20 protein-coding genes are annotated in these 22,481 nt (G+C 51.9%); 13 read left to right on the top strand and 7 right to left on the bottom strand.

The window, feature by feature from the left end; all coding sequences use genetic code 11:
- Nucleotides 1-10 precede the first annotated feature (10 nt).
- The 5 genes from P2R09_RS04960 to P2R09_RS04940 all read right to left on the bottom strand — a co-directional run bounded on the left by P2R09_RS04960 (nt 11) and on the right by P2R09_RS04940 (nt 9,684).
- Nucleotides 11-1,510 (bottom strand): alpha/beta hydrolase, encoded by a 1,500-nt coding sequence (locus P2R09_RS04960; RefSeq protein ID WP_275767641.1) that lies wholly within the window; start codon nt 1,508-1,510, stop codon nt 11-13.
- 327 nt (nt 1,511-1,837) lie between these two features.
- Nucleotides 1,838-3,289 carry a sugar porter family MFS transporter gene (locus P2R09_RS04955; RefSeq protein WP_275767639.1) on the bottom strand — a complete coding sequence of 484 codons (1,452 nt, stop codon included), beginning with the start codon at nt 3,287-3,289 and terminating at the stop codon, nt 1,838-1,840.
- Nucleotides 3,290-4,958: 1,669 nt separating this feature from the next.
- Complete coding sequence (locus tag P2R09_RS04950; RefSeq protein ID WP_275767637.1) at nt 4,959-5,930, bottom strand: ParB family protein; 972 nt, start codon at nt 5,928-5,930, stop codon at nt 4,959-4,961.
- A gap of 7 nt (nt 5,931-5,937) precedes the next feature.
- Nucleotides 5,938-7,137 (bottom strand): AAA family ATPase, encoded by a 1,200-nt coding sequence (locus P2R09_RS04945; RefSeq protein ID WP_003855844.1) that lies wholly within the window; start codon nt 7,135-7,137, stop codon nt 5,938-5,940.
- Nucleotides 7,138-8,754: 1,617 nt separating this feature from the next.
- On the bottom strand, nt 8,755-9,684 hold the full coding sequence (locus P2R09_RS04940) for a RepB family plasmid replication initiator protein (RefSeq protein ID WP_003855845.1): 930 nt from the start codon (nt 9,682-9,684) through the stop codon (nt 8,755-8,757).
- 458 nt (nt 9,685-10,142) lie between these two features.
- Here P2R09_RS04940 and P2R09_RS04935 point away from each other — a divergent pair, with 458 nt between their 5' ends.
- Complete coding sequence (locus tag P2R09_RS04935; RefSeq protein ID WP_275767624.1) at nt 10,143-11,513, top strand: aldehyde dehydrogenase family protein; 1,371 nt, start codon at nt 10,143-10,145, stop codon at nt 11,511-11,513.
- A 3-nt stretch (nt 11,514-11,516) separates the two neighbouring features.
- Here P2R09_RS04935 and P2R09_RS04930 read toward each other — a convergent pair whose 3' ends face one another.
- A complete protein-coding gene (locus tag P2R09_RS04930) occupies nt 11,517-12,695 on the bottom strand; it encodes an FAD-binding oxidoreductase (protein ID WP_275767622.1) in 1,179 nt (392 codons plus the stop codon).
- 290 nt (nt 12,696-12,985) lie between these two features.
- Here P2R09_RS04930 and P2R09_RS04925 point away from each other — a divergent pair, with 290 nt between their 5' ends.
- Nucleotides 12,986-13,324, top strand: a complete 339-nt coding sequence (locus tag P2R09_RS04925; protein WP_275768110.1) for an ASCH domain-containing protein — start codon at nt 12,986-12,988, stop codon at nt 13,322-13,324.
- Here the strand turns inward: P2R09_RS04925 and P2R09_RS04920 are convergent, their stop codons facing one another.
- On the bottom strand, nt 13,325-13,873 hold the full coding sequence (locus tag P2R09_RS04920; protein WP_003855850.1) for an XRE family transcriptional regulator: 549 nt from the start codon (nt 13,871-13,873) through the stop codon (nt 13,325-13,327).
- 111 nt (nt 13,874-13,984) lie between these two features.
- Here P2R09_RS04920 and P2R09_RS04915 point away from each other — a divergent pair, with 111 nt between their 5' ends.
- The 11 genes from P2R09_RS04915 to P2R09_RS04865 all read left to right on the top strand — a co-directional run bounded on the left by P2R09_RS04915 (nt 13,985) and on the right by P2R09_RS04865 (nt 22,447).
- Entirely contained in the window at nt 13,985-14,653 is a 669-nt protein-coding gene (locus P2R09_RS04915; RefSeq protein WP_275767619.1) for an AzlC family ABC transporter permease, read from the top strand.
- Nucleotides 14,650-14,973 (top strand): AzlD domain-containing protein, encoded by a 324-nt coding sequence (locus tag P2R09_RS04910; RefSeq protein ID WP_275768108.1) that lies wholly within the window; start codon nt 14,650-14,652, stop codon nt 14,971-14,973. The genes P2R09_RS04915 and P2R09_RS04910 overlap by 4 nt, the downstream gene beginning before the upstream one ends.
- Before the next feature lie 103 nt (nt 14,974-15,076).
- Nucleotides 15,077-15,796 carry a DJ-1/PfpI family protein gene (locus P2R09_RS04905; protein ID WP_275767618.1) on the top strand — a complete coding sequence of 240 codons (720 nt, stop codon included), beginning with the start codon at nt 15,077-15,079 and terminating at the stop codon, nt 15,794-15,796.
- A gap of 329 nt (nt 15,797-16,125) precedes the next feature.
- Nucleotides 16,126-16,728: a TetR/AcrR family transcriptional regulator gene (locus P2R09_RS04900; protein ID WP_275767617.1), complete on the top strand. Its 603-nt coding sequence runs from the start codon at nt 16,126-16,128 to the stop codon at nt 16,726-16,728.
- 50 nt (nt 16,729-16,778) lie between these two features.
- Nucleotides 16,779-17,678, top strand: a complete 900-nt coding sequence (locus P2R09_RS04895) for an alpha/beta hydrolase (RefSeq protein ID WP_275767616.1) — start codon at nt 16,779-16,781, stop codon at nt 17,676-17,678.
- Nucleotides 17,679-17,918: 240 nt separating this feature from the next.
- The gene (locus tag P2R09_RS04890) at nt 17,919-19,106 is read left to right on the top strand and encodes a M20 family metallopeptidase (RefSeq protein WP_275767614.1); all 1,188 of its coding nucleotides are present in this window, start codon (nt 17,919-17,921) and stop codon (nt 19,104-19,106) included.
- A gap of 21 nt (nt 19,107-19,127) precedes the next feature.
- Entirely contained in the window at nt 19,128-19,976 is an 849-nt protein-coding gene (locus P2R09_RS04885) for a transporter substrate-binding domain-containing protein (protein ID WP_275767612.1), read from the top strand.
- Between the two features lie 6 nt (nt 19,977-19,982).
- Nucleotides 19,983-20,708, top strand: a complete 726-nt coding sequence (locus P2R09_RS04880; RefSeq protein WP_192377975.1) for an ABC transporter permease subunit — start codon at nt 19,983-19,985, stop codon at nt 20,706-20,708.
- Between the two features lie 9 nt (nt 20,709-20,717).
- Nucleotides 20,718-21,404: an ABC transporter permease subunit gene (locus P2R09_RS04875; protein WP_275767609.1), complete on the top strand. Its 687-nt coding sequence runs from the start codon at nt 20,718-20,720 to the stop codon at nt 21,402-21,404.
- Nucleotides 21,401-22,180 carry an ATP-binding cassette domain-containing protein gene (locus P2R09_RS04870; protein WP_275767607.1) on the top strand — a complete coding sequence of 260 codons (780 nt, stop codon included), beginning with the start codon at nt 21,401-21,403 and terminating at the stop codon, nt 22,178-22,180. Before P2R09_RS04875 ends, P2R09_RS04870 begins: the two co-directional genes overlap by 4 nt.
- 114 nt (nt 22,181-22,294) lie before the next feature.
- Nucleotides 22,295-22,447: a hypothetical protein gene (locus tag P2R09_RS04865; RefSeq protein WP_275767605.1), complete on the top strand. Its 153-nt coding sequence runs from the start codon at nt 22,295-22,297 to the stop codon at nt 22,445-22,447.
- Nucleotides 22,448-22,481: the final 34 nt, after the last annotated feature.

The following is a 22,481-nucleotide window of genomic DNA, read 5'->3' as shown; positions in this document are numbered from 1 at the left end:
CTCTGGTGCTTCAGAAATGGCTCAGGCAGGCTGCCAGTGGCGGCTTGTCGCTGCAACTGATGTGGTGATCAATTTGTTCAATCATGTAAGGATAAAACGGGTTGGAGGTAGCACGCATGATCGAGTCCAGCCCGACAATCAGCACGGCACTCTCTCCGCGCAGTGACAACGTCCCAAAACTAATACCAAACTCATTCTTCTTAGCGGGTGCACTGCCATATAAACCATCCTCAGCAGGGAATGGAATGGCAACATGCGACAGCGAGTAGAGACCTGCCGGATAATCAATTGCCAGCGGTTTAATTTGTTCCTGAATCTCACCGGCAGGCACGCTTTTCGTTACCATTTCCAGCGACGTCGCTGAGGCATTAGTGATAACCATTGAGGCATAGCGGCGACGGGCAGCGGGCAAAAGCTGATTTACCGCGGTGTAGGAGGAGTGACGAAATAGCGGACTGACGCTGACCGCCTGATTGATATCGAACAGCACCAGCTCACTGCCATTCTCCGGCAGGAAATTATACAACGAGCGGATCACCGAGGGTGTGCTGACAGTAGAATCCATAACCGACTGGAAAGTGAGTACCGGCGGGAAGGCAGACAGCTGTTTATTCCGTGCGTAATGCTGGATCTCCTTCTGCAGCGCCTGCGTCAGCAAATAGGTCTGACGGGCAGCGTGAACCGGGAAAGAGTTATATTTAAAGGGATTAAACTCCGGCACGATGTTCAGCCACGCGGTTTTTGAAAAGGCCGGAAATACAGCGGGCAGCCCGGCAATACCGGCAAAGCGGGCAAAACGCGTTACACCAATCATCGGCGATAGCAGTATGAGCTGCTGCGGACGACGCAGTGTGTGATCATCCAGGCTGTCGAGCGCGTATTTTACCGCCAGCGCCCCACCGTTAGAGAAACCGACCAGATGCAGCGGCGTCTGCGTGCCTGCCAGACGGGTCGCTTCTCTCACTGCGAGACGAGTGGCGGCCATCCAGTCCTGCCAGTCTACATCCGTCAAACCGGCAGGCACCGTACCGTGACCCGGTAACCTTATCGCGACGACCGCATAACCCCGTTGATGATAAACGTCTGCCACATGACGCAGGCTATAGGGACTGTCAGTCAGACCATGTAACAGGACAACGGCACCGCGCGGGGTGCCTGTTGGTCGCAGGATATAAGAACGGTTCCAGTCCTGCACGAAACGGCCAGGATAGATCATGCTGCCGGCGTAATATCGATTAAGTGGCGTTTTGTCTTCAGCTTCAAGTTTGTCGCTGACCTGCTGCTTCATCTCATTAAAAAGATGGTCTTCGGCATTGAGATAATCCGCATAAGTCGCATTATCCAGATGGCTCGCGGTCAGCTCATGGGGAATCCAGGTGTGCCAGCGCTTTAACTCCGGTCCGCGCTCGGCTTCATAAATGCGGATAATCAAAAGTAGCAGTAATACCAGCCCCGTCACTATCCCCAGCTGCCAGAGTCTGCGTTTAGCCGTTTTCCACTTCCGGTTCATACGTCCTTTCCTGAAAAATAAAAACCCATAATGACACCACGCGAATAAAAGCTGCGATTATAGCGGAGAGCGGGATGCGATCATTGTCACTAGTCATGCTAGCTTAATCCGGATTTACAGAAAGACTTAGCGGAAAAATGCAGAGAGAGACGCTGGCGATTTCAGCCTGAAATCGCCAGCGCTGTATAAAAATAGAACAGAATATTTGCTGATTACAGTGAATGCTTTGGCGGCCTGGAGATGAAGGGAAGCGATTAGGGATGAATTAGCGGGGAATGGTAACAGCGTAAAACCGGATCCGGCCGGCAGGCCGAATCCGTTGAGGGCTTATAACGCTTCAGCCTCTCTGCGCTTTTCACCGAACTTCTCTTTCATGTGGGACTCAATCTCTTCAAGGCTCTTGCCGCGCGTCTCGGGCACCATCGCCATCACAAAGAATAGCGACCCGACATTAATTGCGGCAAAGATAAAGAAGGTCGTGCTGCCTGCATATTCCATAACAGGTGGGAAACCAAATGCCACCACAGCATTAAATATCCACTGTAGTGAGACAGCACCACCGGTTAATACGCCACGCAGTTGCATCGGGAACAGCTCCGACATCATCAGCCAGTAAACCGGCGAGATGCACATCTGCATACAGAACAGGAACATCAGAATGCATGCCAGGGCGAGATAGCTCTGCATCACACTGGAGCTCATAAAGGTCAGCACGCTACCCAGCATGATCTGAGCCGTGATGACCAGACATAAACCCGTAATCAGCATGGTGCGACGCGGGAAGCGACTAATGGCCCAGATACCGACAAACGTGGCCAGAACAGAAACCACGCCATTACCGATGGTGGCGGCGATTGAGGCACTGGTCCCCAGACCAGTCGACTTCAGAATGATCGGTGTGTAGTACATGAAGCCGTTGACGCCAGTAAACTGCGCGACAAAGCCCAGTCCGACACCAATAATCATCAGACGAATAACCCATTTCTCACGGATCAGTGTTTTCGCATCCGGCCCGCGTTCTGCCGCCCTCGCCTGCTTCTTCATCTGCGCCATCTCATGACGCACTTCGCGCGGCGTTTCACGCAGATACTTCAGGATCTTTTTCGCCTCTTTTAAGCGCCCTTCCGCCACCAGCCAGTGTGGTGATGCAGGAACGAAGAACGTGCCGATGAACAGCAGGAATCCTGGTACCATCGCAATCGCCAGCATGTAACGCCACAGATGTTGATCATGCAGCAGATAACTCAAAAGCGTACTGGCGACATAGGCAATAAGCTGTCCGGTCACGATCATCAGCTCATTGCGGCTTACCAGAGGTGCACGCAGGCGCGGTCCGGCAATCTCGGCAATAAAAACCGGTACAGTGGAAGAGCCACCGCCGACAGCAATCCCCAGCAGGAAGCGCATCACCACCATAATATTCACCGAGGGTGCCAGCGCCGTTCCCAGTGAACCCAGAACAAAAATCACAGCCAGGCTGCGTAACGTAATACGGCGACCAAAACGATCAGAAAAGAAACCACTCAGGAAAGAACCGATGGCGGCGCCGAACACCAGTGAAGAGGCCACCAGGCCTTCAGTGAATGAATTCAGTCCCAGGCCGCCCTGACCGGGTGGTGAACTCATATAAGGTAACGCACCCGAAATAATCCCGGTGTCGTAGCCAAAAGCCAGCGCGCCCATAGTGGCGACCAGCACCACGAGAAAAATGCGCTGGCGTACCGTATCCGCAGGCGCGTGATCGCCTGCTTCACCAGAATCTGGTGTATTCGTACTCATAATATTCCTGCCATTAATAAGTTAAACATCCGTTTGATTACATTTCATACGGAATAGAAATGGAACATATTTACCGATTGGGCAACGAAGTGTAGACGGTATTTGAAAGTTAGCTTTAGCAATACGCCTTTCAGGGGGAGATAAATAATTAAAGAAAGAGACTGGAGTAACCGTGAACACCTGAACGTCTTTTCTGACTTCGAATCCCTGACATACCGACTGGAATGCCCCACAGACTCGCCATGCTTTGAAGCAGTACAGGTCTGTGTTCACAGCTCTATTGAATGTGCTGACCATACCGTTTCTTGATTGCTGAGTGCCGGTGCGCAACTCATTGTCAGCCAACTATCCACTATTGAAGACGTGAGGGTTTCCTGATTCGCGGCTTAATCAGTGGTGAAGTCCTTAGCGACTAGCGAATCAAATCAACAATCCTGGTTGCTGATTGCTGACTGGGATAAGGTCGCGAGGTGAGCTCAAAGCGGATAAATGAATAGACATATTGGTGGGATATGGACGTCAGATGTTTTTGAGATGCCGGGCATTAAGATCTATTCGCCACTTTAAAGCCTGCTTTATGAAATATCACAGGATGCTAAAAAGCGCTGTGGTGCTCCGCTGCACAACACTCTGTTTACTGATTGCAGTGGTCAGCGGGTTTATCTGCCGCCTGATTCTGATAGTGCGGGTAAAATGGCACTGATAAAGGGGATGATTACGTTGAGAACGGCGTAATGCCAGATTCACTGTAAACAGCGATTGTTTTTAGTTTTTCTCTTCATGCTGCTTAATAACATCTGCATAGGGTTTAGCTGGCGACGCTCAGTTAGTCTACACAACATAGTGAATCTGATGCTTAACGCGTTTCAGTTTGTGATTCAACACTGACGCGTTCAGTGCTCTAATCCATTCCTGATACCTTTACGCTGAAATCCACACCGTGAACATGCTACTGCTCAGAAAATAAGTTTGTTACGAGAAAAAAGTTATCCACTTTTTCTGTGGATAAGTGAGGGATATTTTATGAGTATCTTTTTTCATACTCTATCCATGACATCTCTGACCGTAATCTGAGATTCATAGAGGCTCTCATTTTTCCAGGCATGTACAGTTTCAACAAAGAATAGCCAGTAACCAAGTGGCGATTTCAGGCTGAAATTAACTGCAATTTACATTTAAAAACAATGATTTAAGAGAACATTATACTGGCGGAGGCTTTTGCAGACAAAAGTTTCGCAGAGGGACCCCCGCATTATGCTCAGGGAACGAGCTATGGAGAAGTTAAATCTCAGGTTACTGGTTATTAATGAACCAGCAGAAAAATACGTGCTTGCATTAACACTATTTTTTCAGTGAAGGCTGACATCGATGCGAGTTGATTATTGTTGTATCAGATTAAATTCGCTTTGGTTATTCATTGTCTTCCGGTCGGCTAACTCATAATTATCAGCTCTGACAACATGACAACAGAATATGGCGATTTCATGCGCCAGCAAGACTGAGAAAACCCTATAAAAACAATAAAAATCAGCAAGTTAAACAATAATCATCTTACTCCGGGCTGGCGATTTCAGCCTGAAATTCATGATTCTGCATCCCCTTTAATTGCTCTCAAGCCCGCCCAAAAAAAAGCCAGCGTCGAGCGCTGGCTGATTGGAGTGAGGATGATTCAACGGTTAAGGTATTTCTTGAGCGTTTCAGCGATGACTTTATCAAGCTCTTCCTGCAACTCTTTTGATTGCCGGTTAAATTCATAACTAAACATACGACCGCGTACCTTTTTACGGGCAAAGCGATCTTTATCAGCAAATGACCAGAGCGCAATGGCCTGCGTTTTGTCTTTTTCCGGTTCTTTCATCAGCGTCTGACTTCCCTGTCGAATCAAACGCAGAATGTGGTTTTTAAGCTCATCCTCAGCCAGCCCGTCACGGGCGCAGACGACATCAATTTCTCGCGAGATCGATTTAATCAGGGCTTCTGTGCTTTGCCCGGACTCACTCAATTTATCAGCAGCCTGAAGCAGTGCTTTATAGTCGGGATAGGTAAGCTCAGCCTGATTAGGAAAGAGTGCAATTAAATCTGACGGCACACTGGCGGCCTGAAGCGCCCGTGTGACTTTCGCTTGCGATAAGCCCTGGTTTTCAGCGATTTCTTTCTGCGACAGACCGCCATCTTTAAGCGTTAACAGTCGCATTCCCACTTCACGCAAATTGTGTTCGCGAGCAGTCTGAATATCCTGTGCCAGTCTGCGCGCTTCATCTGGCGTAATTGCAGCATCAGTGACCAGCACGTCCAGCCCGGTTTTGCAGATAAGCGCGGCTGCACGTCTGCGAGAGCCATCCAGGATTTCTATGCGCTCATCACGCATTACGCCAATAGCCGGGAAAAACTGCTGCAGCTTGATGGTACGAATAATGTCGCGTAGTGAGTCAGGTGTCAGTCCTGTTTGATCGCGGCCATTCGTTTCCATCGTGACGAATGTCTTACTTTCAACATCACTTGCCGCAATACGTTCAAAACGAAACTGGGCGCGCTTGCCCGTTGCCAGGACAAATGTCTGGTTATGCTGGCTGTTATTCGTGTCGTTTTCCAGTGGAGTCTGGCTGAAGGTTCTGCCAATCGTAATTCTTTTTGCGCTCATACAAACCTCAGTTCAGGCGAATAAATTCGATACGGTCGAAGACGGCTTTTGCAAAATCCTCTGCCGCGGAACGTGCATTCTTCAACGCTTCGCTGCTACCGACATAGGTTGACGGATTGGCTGAAATAACCGTATCAAACGATTCACCGCAACGTTCGAACCCATCCAGGCGGGGTAGGGCGGCATCAAGCATATCCCCGCCAAAAATCTCTTTTGCCAGGCTATGGCAGAGTTTGTGGTCAGCTTTATTAGAGAGCTTTGACATAAAGCCAATGTTGCCCTGCAGGCGACAGGTGGCGCCGGAGTCTTCGATAATCGCAATCAACTCCGGCAGACGTGTCAGGTATTTTAATGTTGAATGGAAGTCAACCTGAGCGGGTGGCACCGGCGTCATCAGGAGATCTGAAGCGGCAATCGCATTTTTCAGGAAAGCATCAAGATGTGGGCCGCTGTCGATAAAGATAAAGTCATAATCTTTTTTAAGTTTGGCAATCACATTGTCGTACAGCACGGCATGGACGTTCTGTTCTGGCAGATGCTCAGCACAAAGCTGGTCCCAGCTTGAGGCGATAAAAGCATCATCAATTGACGCGGGAAGCACATCCACACCAGGGATAATCGACGGAACGATAAATTCGTTAACCAGTTCATCACGGGAGACATTTTGCAACATCGCCTGTGCGGCAGTGGCTTCTACCAGCCCAACGGAACGCTCATGATTTAAAAACATGGTTGCCGATGACTGCGGGTCGAGGTCAATAACCAGAATGCGTAAATCTTCATATAAGAGATGAGGATGGGCACGAAGCGCATGAGCCAGTGAAACCGTAGAGACGGTTTTGGAGACGCCGCCCTTGAGATTACCCACAAAAATAGTGAAAGCATCACTATGACGATCGCGATATTTGGGTACGCCACGATGATGGTAGATATCGATAATATTCTGAATCGACATGGCATATTTAACAGAAGAACCGGCAGCCCGTTTATCAAACTGATAACCGCTCTCTTCCATCTCATTCACCGCGTAATCGACGCTGGCGCGGGTCAGTTTGGGCAACTTTGCTAACGCCGCTTTGGCATAGACCTGATAGTACGTATTTTCATGCAGTTCCTGCTTCTGCGCCTGAATCTGGTCGGTAAGGCTAAGAAGCATGCGTTCTGAACGCTGTGCAACTTTCATCACCTGTTTGTCATCGTTAGCCATGGTTGCTCCAAACATGTAGGATTTATGACTTTATACAGAAATCCTGCACGTGAGGCAATAAATTATCATCTCAACATGATATGCGTTTTTATGTAATTACACGGATTTTGGTGAGCTTCATCACATTATTGTTTCTGTACGAATAGCCTGTACAGATGAAATTTGCAGAGCATTCACTGTAATCAGCAGATCATTCACTGTAGTGAGCAGATAAACAGGGGGTGGAATACACAAACCAGATGCAAAAAGAGATCAGCCGAGTTCAGGGTATCTCTCAATACTCACTAAGCGTTCACTGTAATCAGCAAATCCGCGTCGTCCCAGATGATTTGTGAGTCGGTCATGAGCTTTGTTTTAGAGAGAGTAGTGGGTGCGTAGTCAGTTGCTCCACCCACTATGCTGAGTTTTAGCGTTGTCTGTATAAACGTTCACTGTAATCAGTAGCATTGCTCCGGATTGCGTCTTAACAGATAGAACGTTCACTGTAATCAGTAGATGGGTCTGTCAGGTGTCAGCGTGAAAGAGTAGGGCGACATAAACGTTCACTGTAGTCAGCAATATCCGGCTATTTAAATGTGAGTGAGTCATAAAAGCATTGAGACCAAATGAAAGGCCAGACATCGCCAAATTCCAGGCTGTGATGGGCAGATGGTGAAGAGGAGAAGTTTCCGACAGCGTTCACTGTAATCAGTAAATCCTGACGGAATCGAACGACATTCACTGTAGTCAGTAGACACAGGAAGGACTTAATAAACATTCACTGTAGTCAGTCGAGAGTGTGCGTTCTTACAGCGCCAACCGGTGCCCAGCCGTGACAAACTAACGATGACTATCAACGTGTACGCAATGACTGACAAGCCTTGAGCAGGCTGTCCTCTGCTTTTGCACATCAATAAGGGCATGACCCTTTTGACGGAACGTTCACTGTAATCAGTAGCCGACGCAACAAGTCGTCTATCCTCTCAACAAAGATTCACTGTATTCAGTAGAACGTTCACTGTAATCAGCAGGACGTCTCTGCTCAATCATAGCGATTGGGACTGCCCTGAATGAGGCTTCAGGTATCAACGTTCACTGTAATCAGTAGACCACATGGCAAACGGGCAAGACGGCAAGGCGCAGAAAAGAGGACGAGGTCAGCCTGCATACATTCACTGTAATCAGTAACAGTGTCACGTGGATCAACAGCCCGGCCTGTCCGTTATCACTGACTGAGAGGCACGATCCCGCGATGAACCTGAGTGGCACGACAGAGTACTAACATTCACTGTAATCAGTAGCGTTCACTGTAATCAGCAAAAGAGAGACGTGCCCTTAGCCTGAATCCATACATTCACTGTAATCAGTAAACAGGGCAAAGGCAGATACCAGCAAAGAAGTATGTAAGTACACACTTACTCTAAAAACCTTATCAACAAACGAATAGTGAGTTGCAGGCTAACATCGGGGCGCGGATCATCACGTAGCGTTTACTGATTACAGTGAACAATACTGATTACAGTGAATGCCTGAGGAGTACTGATTACAGTGAAGGGTGAAGTGATGGAAGCAATGTCATCATGCACAGAGGAAGTGACACTGCCACGCAGGAATGCTGATTACAGTGAACGTCAGGCGTTAATCTTCAAACTCGATCTCATCCAGCGAATCAATACTCTCCAGATTACCGATACCATCAAGCTTAGGCGTGCGACTGTGAATAATGAAAAACACAGAGCGGCCGCGCTTCACTTCTGAATAATCCAGATAACCGATCTCTTTTAGCTGCTCCATCGCGCGCCTTACCACGTGGTTCTGCGTAGTAGTCTTTGAACCGAGGTTAAGACGCATACGCAAACGTGCAAGGGAGATGGGTGCCGGATTTGTCGGCAAACTCTCCAGGAAGGTGTAGAGCGCCTGCGCAGACTCTTTACGCTTGAGGCGGGAGATGGCCCGGAGCTGAAGCAGTACTTTGTGGTCGAAATTATAAAGTTCGAACAGCTTAGGATCAGCCTGAATGCGGACGATATCTTTTTCACGGTCGTAATAAGCAGACTGCACCAGGTGAGTATGATACGCCTTGCCATTGCCTTCAAAGGAGAGGGTATTGGTCGCAATACGTCGTAGCGAGGCATCAAGGCGTTTTCGTAGCGCAGCGGAAGAGTTAGCAGAGGGAATGCCGCACATCTTCACAAAATCAATAAACGGGAGGGTGACCGTGTCGCCTTTGGTCGGATAACGCGAGAATGACTGAATAATACCTGCCCAGGTTTTAAAATCGTTATCCATATCCAGCCGCGCGCCGGTAATGGTAATCTTTTCGTAACCCTCCGCTTTCACCAGCGTCAGGTTCTTTAGCTCTTTCGTCGCATCTGTTGAGGCCATCGCCCCGGACTTACCGCGAGCGGTCGATTTCAGCGTTGGCACAAAGAGCCCGAGACGCATTAATGCGACAGGCTGAACGGTATTATTCTTGTTGGGATGAAGCTGGATAACTTCACCACTGTTTTTTGTCACAGACAGAAAAGGTTCTAGTAACGCTTTGTTTTCGTTGTCTTTATCTGCCATGGCGTAAGATCTTCATTCTGTGGATGAAAGGGATCGTTTTCTGACTACAGTGAACATTAGCACTGTTTACAGTGAACATTCTACCTGGTACAGTGAATAAAGTACTGATTACAGTGAACACTTTACTGATTATAGTGAACACGATCACCCTTTTAGCCCTTGGTGGGCGCGGCCTGCGCCGATCGGGGATCTCTTAGGATCTCTCTATGATCTATTAAGGATCGTCTTTTAGGATCTGGTCACTGTATAAGTGGAAAACTGCTTCAAAACGTAATCTTCGTACATGTTATTTATCAGCAAATGATTGTTAGCAATTAGCAGGTTACTTTACTGAATCTTCGCACCACATATTCCAGATTCTCATATAATAAACAACTTCCTCACTATTATTCATTTTTCATCATCAACTACAGCGCGTATCGTCTCTCCATCACTGACAGAATGAGGAAAACGGCACCATGACTGAACATGCCCTATCACGTAACCCCGCAACTGGTGAAATTCTGGCACGCTATCCACTGCAGAACCCGGCAGAGCTGGAGCAGACGCTTAAAACCAGCGCATCTGCTTTTGCTACATGGAAACACAGCAGCATGACCGATCGGGTTCGCGTATTACGCCAACTTGGTGAGCAACTGCGTCTGCGAGAGCCTGATCTTTCCCGTATGATCACAACGGAGATGGGAAAACCCATTTCGCAGGCACGCGCTGAAGTCCTTAAATGCGCCAACTTATGCGACTGGTATGCTGAACATGGCCCTGCGATGCTGGCCGATCAGCCCACCCAGATTGCTGATGCATGGCAACGGTTCCGTCCCATCGGTGTGATCCTGGCGGTGATGCCATGGAATTTCCCACTGTGGCAGGTTCTGCGAGGCGCAGTGAGCATGTTGCTGGCAGGTAACACCTACCTGCTGAAACACGCACCTAACGTCATGGGCAGCGCCACATTGATGGCTGAGCTGTTCAGCGCAACCGATCTGCCAGCGGGTGGCTTTAACCTGGTCAACGTCGACAACGACGGTGTCTCAGTCGCCATCAAAGATGATCGTATTGCTGCCGTCGCCGTAACCGGCAGCGTACGGGCTGGCGCAGCCATCGCCGCACAGGCGGGTGCTGCACTGAAGAAAACCGTGCTGGAACTGGGCGGATCCGACCCCTTTATCGTGCTGGCAGATGCTGATCTTGATGAAGCGGTTAAATCTGCTGTCATTGGGCGTTTCCAGAATACCGGGCAAGTCTGCATGGCCGCTAAACGCTTTATTATTGAAGCGCCAATTGTAGAAGAGTTTGAAAAGCGTTTCACGGCCGCGGTTCAGGCGCTCACCATGGGCGATCCTCTGGATGAAAACACCTTCCTGGGCCCAATGGCTCGCGCCGATCTGCGTGACGAACTGGATGGACAGGTTAAAGCGACACTGAGCGAAGGTGCGCGTCTGGTGCTGGGTGGTGAAAAGGTAGCAGGGCAGGGTAACTACTATGCGCCGACCATTCTCGCAGATGTCACCAGTAACATGACCGCATTCAGACAGGAGCTGTTTGGCCCGGTCGCCGCTATTGCTGTGGCACGGGATCCTCAACATGCACTGGAGATCGCTAATGACAGTGAGTTTGGCCTCAGTGCTACCGTCTGGAGCGGTAACGAAGAGATTGCCGATAAACTGGCGCTGCAGCTGGAAGTTGGTGCGGTGTTTATCAATGGCAACGGCGCGTCCGATCCGCGGGTTACCATTGGTGGCGTGAAGAAAAGCGGCTACGGCCGTGAGCTGTCGCACTTTGGTGTGCACGAATTCTGTAACGTGCAGACCGTGTGGAAAAACCGCCGCTAGTTCTTACTGCGCCGATGGAAGATAAGCGGGCGCTGCTTTAGCGACCGCACTGAGCGGACGCAGCAACCGATCCGGTGCAAACGCACTCAGCATCGGTGACGCTGTGCCGCTCAGCATCTCCTCAGCCACCAGCCTGCCCAGCAACGGGGCAAGGGTCATTCCGCTATGGCTGACCATCAGATAAACGCGTGCTGACTCGCTGATGTAGCCTGTTGCCGGTAAGCCATCAGCCGGACGCGACCGCTGTCCTGTTTCAATCCGCTCAATTCTCGCACCTTCCGCGTTTCTAAACAGCCGACGTAATCGACGCAGCATCTCTTTACCGATCAGTCCATCCGGCGAGACCGGCCGTGCCGGATCGGCATGCTGATCCAGATCCAGCGCCTGCAGCATCAGGCGGCCGCCGCCATCCGGCCGTACATTCAGTTCCGGGGTAATCAAATTGCATTTAAGTGGAATCGGCAGAGGCTGCGTCTGCGCCAGAAAACTACAGGCAACAGGATCGGCGCGATTTGCATCGGTCATCGCCAGTTCAAGCCCGCATTGACTTATGAGTTCCGGTGCCCATCTGCCAGTCGCCAGTACCAGCTGATCGCCACGCCATTCATCACCACTGACCAGCGTCAGATGCACATCCCGATTTGTTTCAGTCAGGGTTGTCACTTCATTGTTGCAGACCAGCTGTGCGCCACTGGCGCGCAGGTCCGCCAGCAGAGAGGCGATAAACAAGCTCGGATAGAGCAGGCACTCCGACGGGAAAAACCATGCGTGCTGAATGCGGGGATCGAGCCGCAACTCGGGCAGAGCATCCAGAAGTGCGGCGCGGCTACGTTTCTCAACGGGATAATCAAGCGTTGTGAGCTTTGCTGCGCGTTGCGCCAGCTGGCACAGGGACGATTGATCGGCTGCCCACTCCAGCGTGCCGGTTTCGAGCAGCCATTGGGGCGATGCAGGATGACTGGCCTGCCAGCGCTTGTGCTCGTCTATCGCATAGGCATTCAGATCATGGTAGCAGGTGGGTTCTTTGCCGTTGGCATTGACCCAGGCATAGCTGATTTGACTGGTTCCGCTGCCAGGATAGTTTTTATCGAAGACGGTGACCTGCGCGCCCCGTCGCGACAATGATTGCGCGACGGCTAAACCCAGCACGCCTGCACCGATTACGGCAATACGTTGTGGCATATCTGGTCTCTCCTGAACAGGGATGAGTGGAAAACTGCTTCCCGCCGGGTCGTTTCACTATTGCGAAGTCGAAGATGGACGTCAACCGCAGCTTCAGATAGTGGCTTCATCAAACCAGCCAGGCACAGGATCGGCCAGATTGATCCAATGCTCAGAGCCTGCAGCCATCTCATGGAGTGTCAGCAATGATTGATAAATATGTTATAACATATCATTTATTTTTCTGTTTCCAATCGCGATTTCTGTTCCCGTCTCTGATAATGAAGATGATTAAGAAAGAAGGAGAAGTGATGCAAACACTCACACTGGTGCCGCGTCTTGTGCCGGACGTCAAAAGCGGCGCGAAAACCTCAACAATACGCTGGCAGGAGGGCGATGTCGTCACCGGTCCACTGAAACTGGTCAATCAGGAGGATGCAACTGACACAGTAATTGTATGGGTGACGAGAATCGAAACGCTGCGCCTGAATCACATCGCCGCAAGGTTGGGGAAGGAGGCTGAATGGCCGGATGCGGTGCTGCTGGCGGGGATGCGCGAACATTATCCAGAGATCAGTCTGAGCAGTGAGGTGCAGCTGATCACACACCTCACGCCCGCCGAAACTCAGGAAAAGCTCGCCGGGCGCTAATTAACTGTGCTCAATGACGAGCAATGCCAGCGTATCGGCTTCCAGTGCCCGGAAGATATGGAGCTCATCGCCCGGATAGGTAATGTAATCACCCACATCCAGCTCCACAGCACTCTCTACCGGGCCAACCAGCGCACGCCCTTTGGCAATAATAATATGCTCAATGGTATTGGGGATGTGAGGCTGTGAAATGCGTTCGCTCCCCGGCTGGACCTCCAGCAGATAAATATCACGCCGCACGCCGGGTGGGCAGGATGCCAGCAAAACGGCCTGATAATCGGCCAGGTCGGCGGTAACCGACAGACCTTCTCCACGTCGTATCACCTGCAGGCGACGTGCATCGGGTTCCAGCAGACGTGAAAAGGGAATATTCAGCGTCACGCACAACGACCACAGCGTCTCAATGCCCGGATTACCATTTCCCGCTTCCAGTTGTGACAGCGTAGATTTGGCGATCCCTGCGCGGCGTGCTACTTCAGCCAGTGACAGACCTGCTCGCTGACGTTCACGCACTAAAGCGTTAGCAATAATGCTGATAGGGGTATTCAAATGCACTCCCGAAACTTAAAGTGTTTTTTATATCGAACATAACGTTCGCCTTGTAAATCGCCGTGGCGATGTTCATTATATCGGATTATACGTTCATTATGAGACAGAGTGATGCGTTTTCCGCAAATGCAGTTGCTGGACAAAGGGGTAATTAAAGCGATTTTCCTGGTCTGCCTGGCTGATGGGATTGTCGGTTTATCTTATGGCTCGCTGGCCTCCGCCGACGGATTTCCGCTCTGGGTGCCACTGGCGCTCTCAACGCTGGTGCTGGCGGGGGCGTCAGAGTTTCTTTTTATTGGCATTGTGGCCGGTGGCGGCAGTCCCTTTACCGCCGCCGCTGCGGGCTTGCTGGTGAACGCGCGTCATCTGCCGTTTGGCATTGCGGTAAAAGATCTGGTGGGAACGGGCCCGCGGGGTTGGTTTGGCTGTCACATTATGAACGATGAAAGCGTGGTATTCGGAATCTCTCAGCCTCAACTGGCTCAACGTCGTAGCGCTTACTGGCTGTGCGGCATCGGCATCGGCTTTATCTGGCCTGTCAGCGTGATGACCGGCGCGGCGATAGGGCAGTTTATTCCTGATGTCTCGGTGATTGGGCTGGATGCGGTATTCCCGGCCATTCTGATTGCCCTCATTTTTCCCGCGCTGCGACAGCGACGAACCCGGATCCCTGCCACTGTCGGGGCATTACTCTCGCTGCTGGCGACGCCACTGGTTCCGCCGGGCATGCCGGTGTTGTTCTCACTGCTGGGCCTGCTGACATGGAGATCGCGCAAATGACGCATCAGGGAATGATCATTGCCGGCATTGCTATGCTGGCCGCAGGGACGTATCTGATGCGTTTCGCAGGCGTCAGGCTGGGAAACCGTCTGCCTATTAGCGAGCGCACCCAGCAGATGCTCTCTGACGCTGCCACTGTCTTGCTGCTGGCGGTAGCTGCGACCACCACGTTGTTTGAGGGGCAGCATTTTGCCGGTGTGGCTCGTGTGGCTGGCGTAGGCTTTGCGCTATTACTGGCGTGGCGTCGGGCCCCGCTGATTGTGATTATTCTGGGGGCGGCGGTGATGACGGCGCTGTTACGCTTCATTGGCGTATCCTGATGCCGATTTGTCCTGTGGCTGCTTAACTGCGTCTCGTCCAGGATTGCTATCTGCATGGACATAACGGCATGATGAGGGTTTATCACCTGCTCGGAGTTCACCTATGAATCGTCCGTTACAGATTGGCCTTTTACTCTTTCCTGATGTCACACAACTCGATCTAACCGGTCCCTGGGAGGTGTTTGCGCGCACGCCCGACACCAGTTGTCATCTGGTCTGGAAAGATCTTCAGCCAGTGCGCTCCGATCGAGGCCTGTCTGTATTGCCCACCATGACGTTTGATACGTGCCCGCAACTGGATGTGATCTGTGTGCCCGGCGGCCCGGGTCAAATCGCCCTGATGTCAGATGACGTCACGCTGAAGTTCCTTCAAAAGCAGGCCACTCAGGCACAGTGGATTACATCGGTCTGTACCGGATCGCTGGTGCTGGGGGCCGCCGGATTGCTTAAAGGATATCGCGCGACCTCGCACTGGAGTTCCATCGATCAGCTGGCCTTGCTGGGTGCGGATCCGGTCAGTCAGCGGGTGGTGCGTGACCGTAATCGCATCAGTGGGGCAGGTGTGACCTCAGGCATCGATTTTGCCCTGACGCTGGTGGCAGAAATTGCAGGTGACGCAGTGGCGAAAGCGGTTCAGTTACAGATGGAATATGATCCACAACCGCCATTCACCAGCGGTTCCCCTAAGACCGCACCGCCACAGGAAGTCGAGCAGGCAAAGGCGAAGATGGCGGCGTTTATTGCTACGCGCCGGGCCGCAACCATGCGTGCCGCACAGCGACTACAGGCTGATCAGATTCCGGATGCCGGGAATACGCAATAGCAGCAGTAAGAGTGACATCGAAAGGATCAATGTCAGGGCGATAACCCGTAATTTATCGCCCCGCGTCTGGATGTGGATCGCGGCGGTCTGCAAGTTAATCAGCACTGTCCCATCACCCGGTTTCTTCAGCAAAGATAAGCTGCACGATAGATGAGGCTTTAGCTTCAGGGCCTCATTTCACGTCAAATCTACGAGCTGGACACCAGGCAGCGCTATAAAAAATTGATGAAGCAGGAACCCTCTGATCAAGCGGCATGATTAAAGTGCTTTTTTTGTCAGGTAAATCGGTTTATGTTTAAGGGAACAATCATTTCCTAAGTGTCTTTGCAATGAACAACAGCCACTCTAAAGAACGAGGCCGACCGCGCGAGTTCGATACGGATACGGCGCTGGACAATGCGATGCTGATCTTCCGCCAAAAAGGCTATCACGCCACGTCGATTGGTGATTTAAGCCAGGCGATGCATCTTACTACTGGCAGCATCTATAAAGCGTTTTCCGATAAGCGAACGCTGTTTGCAAAGGTCTTTGCACGCTATCTCTCACAGCGTTTTAGCAGCCTCGCGGCCCGTCTGGTGCAATGTGCAAATGGGCGGGAGCAACTGGCGGCGCTGCTGCATTTTTATGTGGAATCCGTGCGCGATATTGAAGGAGAGCGCGGCTGTCTGGTAGCTGTCAGCGCCGTGGAGTTACATACACTGGATGAGGATTTGGCCAGCGCAGTCACCGCTGCGCTCATGCGCAACAAGCAGAATCTTCAGCAGATAATCACTCTGGGTCAGAAGGACGGATCGATTAATCCGACGCTGGACAGTGATTCCACTGCGTCGCTTATGCTCTGCATTGTTCTGGGGATGCGGGTGGCCGGGAAAGTTGCTGCAACACGACCCGACGCCAGTCTCATTCCCCTGGCGCTGAAGTTACTCGACTAAATTTTTTGCTTATTAAGGAAGTGATCGTTTCCCTATTATCCGGAGGTTTTATGCACCTATATCCACTTTACCAGCACCACTTTATTCATATTGACTCGCAGCGGCTGCACTATCTCAGCGCAGGTAGTGAACACGCTGAGACGGTGGTTCTGCTGGCCGGTTTCCCGCAAAGCAGTTATGCCTGGCGGGAGGTTATTCCTTTGCTTGCCAGCCGCTTTCATGTGATCGCACCTGACCTGCCAGGGCAGGGGGATTCCGACTATCCCACAGAGGGCTATGACACTGATAGTGTGGCCCGGAACATCATGGAGTTGTTGCATCAGCTTGGCATTGAACGTTTTCATCTGGTCGGGCATGACGTGGGGGCGTGGATCGCCTGGTCACTGGCGGCGGATAATACCGATAACGTCAGCAGTCTTGCGTTGCTGGATGGGGGTATTCCCGGCGTCACCTTACCTGAACAACTGCCGATAGTGGGAGATAACGCCTGGAAAACCTGGCATTTCGGCTTTCACTGCGTGGATGATTTACCGGAAGCACTGATTACTGGCAGAGAAGCGATCTATCTCGACTGGTTTTTTAACCGTAAGTCAGCCAATCCACATCGCATAGACGCGGCGGCCCGTCATGAATATCTGCGCGTTTTCCAGCAACCTGGCGCATTGCGGGCTGGGCTGGCTTTTTATCGGGCTTTTGCGCAGTCGGCAGAGCAGAATCGCCAGCGTGCGCAAAAAGGTAAACTGGCTGTGCCACTGCTGGCAATTTCCGCCGATCAGGGATCGATTCCTGATATGGCTACACCGTTACGCGCCGTTGCGCACCAGGTTAGCAGTGAAATTATCCTTAACTGTGGTCATTTTATTCCTGACGAACAACCGGTGAAATTAGCGGAAATACTGGCAAAATTTTTTGCTCACACCACGAATAAAAGCGAATTAACGCCTCTGTAAATAAGGGAAAGTAATAGTATGCAGCGGATTATTAATATTCTTGCTGATCCGCTGCTATCTCATACGCCTTTCCAATATATATGTCTATCCTGTTGATTTTAAATCACTAACTGTGGGTTATTCCGCGTTGCTTTCTGAGTCGTGCTGTGAATAAATAAACCATCATTATCATCCACCTTCAGGATGAGTTAAATAAAACCGTCGGCAGCAGACTGCCGATAGCATATTGCCGGGGCTGCGATGAATCAGGAAAAGGCACGACTGGCCGGGGAAATTAAAGCCGGAGTTAATGAACTGGAATCGCAATTAGTGGCGATTCGACGTGATATCCATGCGCATCCGGAATTAGGCTTTGATACGCTGCGCACAGCCAGTCTGGTAACCGACTATCTGCAGGCGCAGGGACTTCATCCCCGCACCGGTGTAGGTCGCAGCGGTGTGGTGGTGGATATCGACGGTGCAGAGCCGGGCAAAACATTGCTGTTGCGCGCCGACATGGACGCGCTGCCGATCCACGAACAAACCGGTTTGCCTTTTGCAAGCCGCTATCCTGGTAAAATGCACGCCTGCGGTCACGATATTCACACTGCGACGATGCTGGGTGTAGCAACGTTATTACCGCGCTATCGTCAGCAGCTTAAAGGGCGCGTCCGGCTGATTTTCCAGCCTGCAGAAGAGACACCCGAAAGTGGTGCTGAAGCGATGATCGCGGACGGCGTAGCGGAGGGCATCGACTGGGCTGTCACTTTGCACAACAAGCCTGAACTGGCGGCGGGGGAAGTTGCCCTGACGCGTGGCGCCAGCACCGCTTCAAGCGACGAATTCGATGTCACGGTACACGGCGTATCCACCCACGCGGCACGTCCGCACATGGGCACCGATCCAATACTCGCCACCGTGCATCTTATCAGCCAGTTGCAGACCATCATTTCTCGTGAACGCGATCCTGCACATTCTGCCGTCCTGACTATCGGGCACATTCAGGGTGGGACTACCCACAATATCATTCCTGACAGCTGTCTGTTCCAGGGCACCATCCGCACCAAATCGCCAGAAGTGCGTGCTGCCATGGAAGCCTCATTTAAGCGGATGTGCGAAGGGGTGGCGCTGGCGCAGAACGTGCGCGTGGAGGTTAACTTCCAGCGTGGTGTGCCGCCATTAATGAATGACGATCGCCTGATTGATTCACTGGAAGAGATTCTGTCGCATCAGTTTGATAAAGCGATCATCGCGCAGCCCAGCGCCAGCTTTGGCGCCGAAGATTTTTCACTGTTCACCGAACGGGTTCCGGGTTGCCAGATCCATATTGGTTCGGCCACGCCAGGCCGGGACGATCATCTGCATAATTCCGATTATCAGCCTGATGAACGAAGCATTACCGCCGGGACGCAGGCGCTGACCCGCCTTGCAATTGATTTGCTCTATTAATAATAAATAAATGAGGTTTCTATGATGATGCGCAACCGTCTGTTCACGGCTTCTCTGACCGTGGCACTGCTCGCCACTTCCGCATTCAGCCAGGCGAAAGATTTCGGCACACTGAAGTTTGCTACCGAAGCGGCCTATCCTCCGTTTAACCAGACTACGCCGAGCGGTAAAATCGTGGGCTATGAACCGGATATGGTGGCGGAACTGGCAAAGCGTGCAGGCTTTAAATATGAAATCATCGCGCAGAAATGGTCGGGCATGATTCCTGGCCTGATCGACGGTAAATATGATGCAGTGGTCGACGCCGTGACTGTGACGCCAAAGCGTGCTGAAGCGATCGATTTCACCCATCAGTACACCGTCAGCGTCTCAAGTTTTGTGACCGCGAAAAAAAGCCCACTGGCCACGCTGCCAGGCAGTGGCACGGTTGTGACGGCGGATGACGATGCTGGCATGAAAAAAGCAATCGACGATCTGAAAACCACCTTTAAAGGAAAAACGATTGCGGTGCAGGTTGCCACCATTCAGGCGGACTTCCTGCAAAAATATCTGGGCGATGTCGCCACCATTCGCACGTATCAGGCCGGTCCTGAAACCTTCGCTGACCTGATGAATGGCCGTGTTGATGCCGTCATGGCTTCACGTACAAACCTCAACGCGTTTGTGAAAAAACACGCTGATGCAATTAGTAGCAGCGGCTATGGCTTCTCCGGTGGCGTGCTGGGTGCGGGTTCGGCCATTGGTCTGCGTAAAGGCAACAGCGAACTGCAGCAGACGCTGAATCAGGCACTGGACTCGATGATCAAAGACGGAACGCTGAGCAAACTGTCGATTAAATGGTTTGGCGAAGATGTCGCGCCAAAAGCGTAACGGCTGATGTTGATGAATATTGACTGGCAGATTCTGGGTTTCGGCGATGAGGGATGGGGTGGTGTGTTGCTTAACGCCGCAGCCGTTACTGTCAGCGTATCACTCTGCGCCTGGTTGCTGGGAGCGATGCTGGGCAGCGTACTTTGCTGGATGCAGATTGCTGGATCGCGCTGGCAGCAGCGGCTTGCGGCAGGCTACATCACACTGTTTCGCGGCGTGCCGGAACTGCTGGTGATCTATCTGTTCTACTTTGGTGGACGCCAGGTGGTCTCCACCGTGGGCACCGCGCTGGGATTCCAGGGACCGTTCGATGTGAACGGTTTTGTCGCAGGTGCGATCGCCATCGGGCTGATCTCCGGCGCCTATCAAAGTGGTGTGTTTCGCGGCGCGTTTTACGCCATTCCGGGCGGTACGCTGGAAGCCGCGACGGTAACCGGCATGGGGCGGCTGATGATGTTTCGACGCATTATCGTGCCGCAGGCGTTACGCACTGCGCTGCCGGGCATGGGCAACCAGTGGCAATCTGTTATCAAAGAGTCGGCGCTGGTCTCCGTCACCGGGCTGGTGGAAACCATGAATCAGGTTTCCACGGCAGCCAACTCCACCCAAATGTCCTTTTTCTTCTACAGCGTGGGTGCGGTGATCTACCTGATTATCACCACCTGTTCCGATATGGTTTTCCGCTACGTGGAAAAGTTTGCGATGCGCGGTCAACAGCGCGTGAAGGGGTAAGGAGTCCACGTGGATATCATGTTTTTACAGCAGACGCTGCTGGCACTGCTGAAAGGATTGCCACTGACGATTAATCTGGCATTGCTCTCGCTGCTGGGCGGCGGCGTGCTGGCACTGCTGCTTAATCTGCTGCGCATGACTCGCACAGGGAGCCTTTTCTGTCGTTTTTACGTGTGGCTGTTTCGTGGTACGCCGTTGCTGATCCAGATTTTTATGGTCTATTACGGCCTCGGCAGTTTACCGGCGGTGCGTGATAGCCTGTTCTGGCCACTGCTACGTGATCCGTACTGGTGTGGTTTGCTGGCGCTGATTCTTAACGATGCTGCTTACACCTCAGAAATCCTGCGCGGCGGCTTGCGTGCCGTCAGCCAGCAGTCGCTGGAGGCCGCTAAAGTGTCGGGCATGTCGTCGTACAAAATCTTTACGCGCATCACCCTGCCGATTGCGATTCGTCAGGCGCTACCCGCCTACAGTAATGAAATCATCTCGATGATCAAAGCAACGTCACTGGTCAGCACCATCAGCCTGATGGAGATGACCGGCATTGCCGACTCCATCGTCTCTTCTACTTTCAGGGCCCTCGAAGTATTCCTGAGCGCAGCGGTGATCTACCTGATACTCACTATGCTGGTGAGCAAAGGCGTATCGATGCTGGAACGACGCTTATCACCTTACTATTTTGGAGCACGATCATGACCGCACCTACCATCATGCTGAGTCATCTCAGAAAGAGTTATGCGGGACACGAAGTGCTGCACGATATCAGCCTGACCGCGCAGGATGGCGATGTGATTTCGCTGATTGGTGCGAGCGGGTCGGGCAAAAGTACACTGTTGCGCTGTATACCGTTTCTTGAAGTGCCGCAGGCGGGTGAAGTTGCGGTGGGCGACATTAACGTCACGCTGGATAACGCCGATGAGAAACTGAGCCGCGAGCAGCGACGTCGCATCAAGCTGATGCGAATGCAGCTCGGCTTTGTTTTCCAGAGCTTCAACCTGTGGCCGCATAAAACTGTCATGCAGAACATCATTGAAGCGCCGATTCATGTGCAGAAGCGCAGCCATAAAGAGGCGATTGAAGAAGCGGAAGCGTTGCTGCATAAAGTGGGACTTTATGCAAAACGTGATGCCTGGCCGTCCCAGTTATCCGGCGGCCAGCAGCAGCGCGTGGCAATTGCCCGGGCGCTGGCGCAGCAGCCTAAAGCGATCCTGTTTGATGAACCAACCTCTGCGCTGGATCCGGAGCTGGTGGGCGAGGTGTTACGGGTGATCCGCAGCCTGGCCGAAGAGGGACGCACCATGATTATCGTGACGCATGAAATGGGTTTTGCGCGTGACGTGTCGAACAAAGCGGTGTTTCTGCATCAGGGCATGATTGAGGAGTCCGGTTCGCCGGAGCAGGTGTTCCTTGACCCCATCTCGCCACGCTGCCGCGCCTTTGTGAACAGCCATTTCGAGCGCAATGCTGGTTAGAGCGCTAAGCGAAGTCTGACGGGGCGCCGGGACTGCGCGTCCTGAATTCATAATTTTTGAGAAAGGTGATGTGAGCGGCGTACAGTCGAAAGAGGCATCAGGCTTCGCCTGCTGGTGATTGATGAAGCAGTATCGACAGATGCCGGTCACGGCCTGGACCATCATCTCTATGAACAGTGGGCGTTTAACTACCGTAACGACACCGGTATCAGCCAGACACGCATCAATGCGTTCAGGGGAAAAGCAGATCAGAGAGAGCAGATCTGAGAGAACAGTAACGCTTTGGGTTTGAACTCAATGA

Origin of the sequence: Pantoea sp. Cr_R13, from assembly GCF_029222565.1 — a bacterium.
In the GTDB taxonomy this organism is placed as follows: domain Bacteria; phylum Pseudomonadota; class Gammaproteobacteria; order Enterobacterales; family Enterobacteriaceae; genus Pantoea; species Pantoea eucalypti.
The sequence above is the reverse complement of the archived record's forward strand: the minus strand, read 5'-3'. Positions and strand labels throughout refer to the sequence as shown.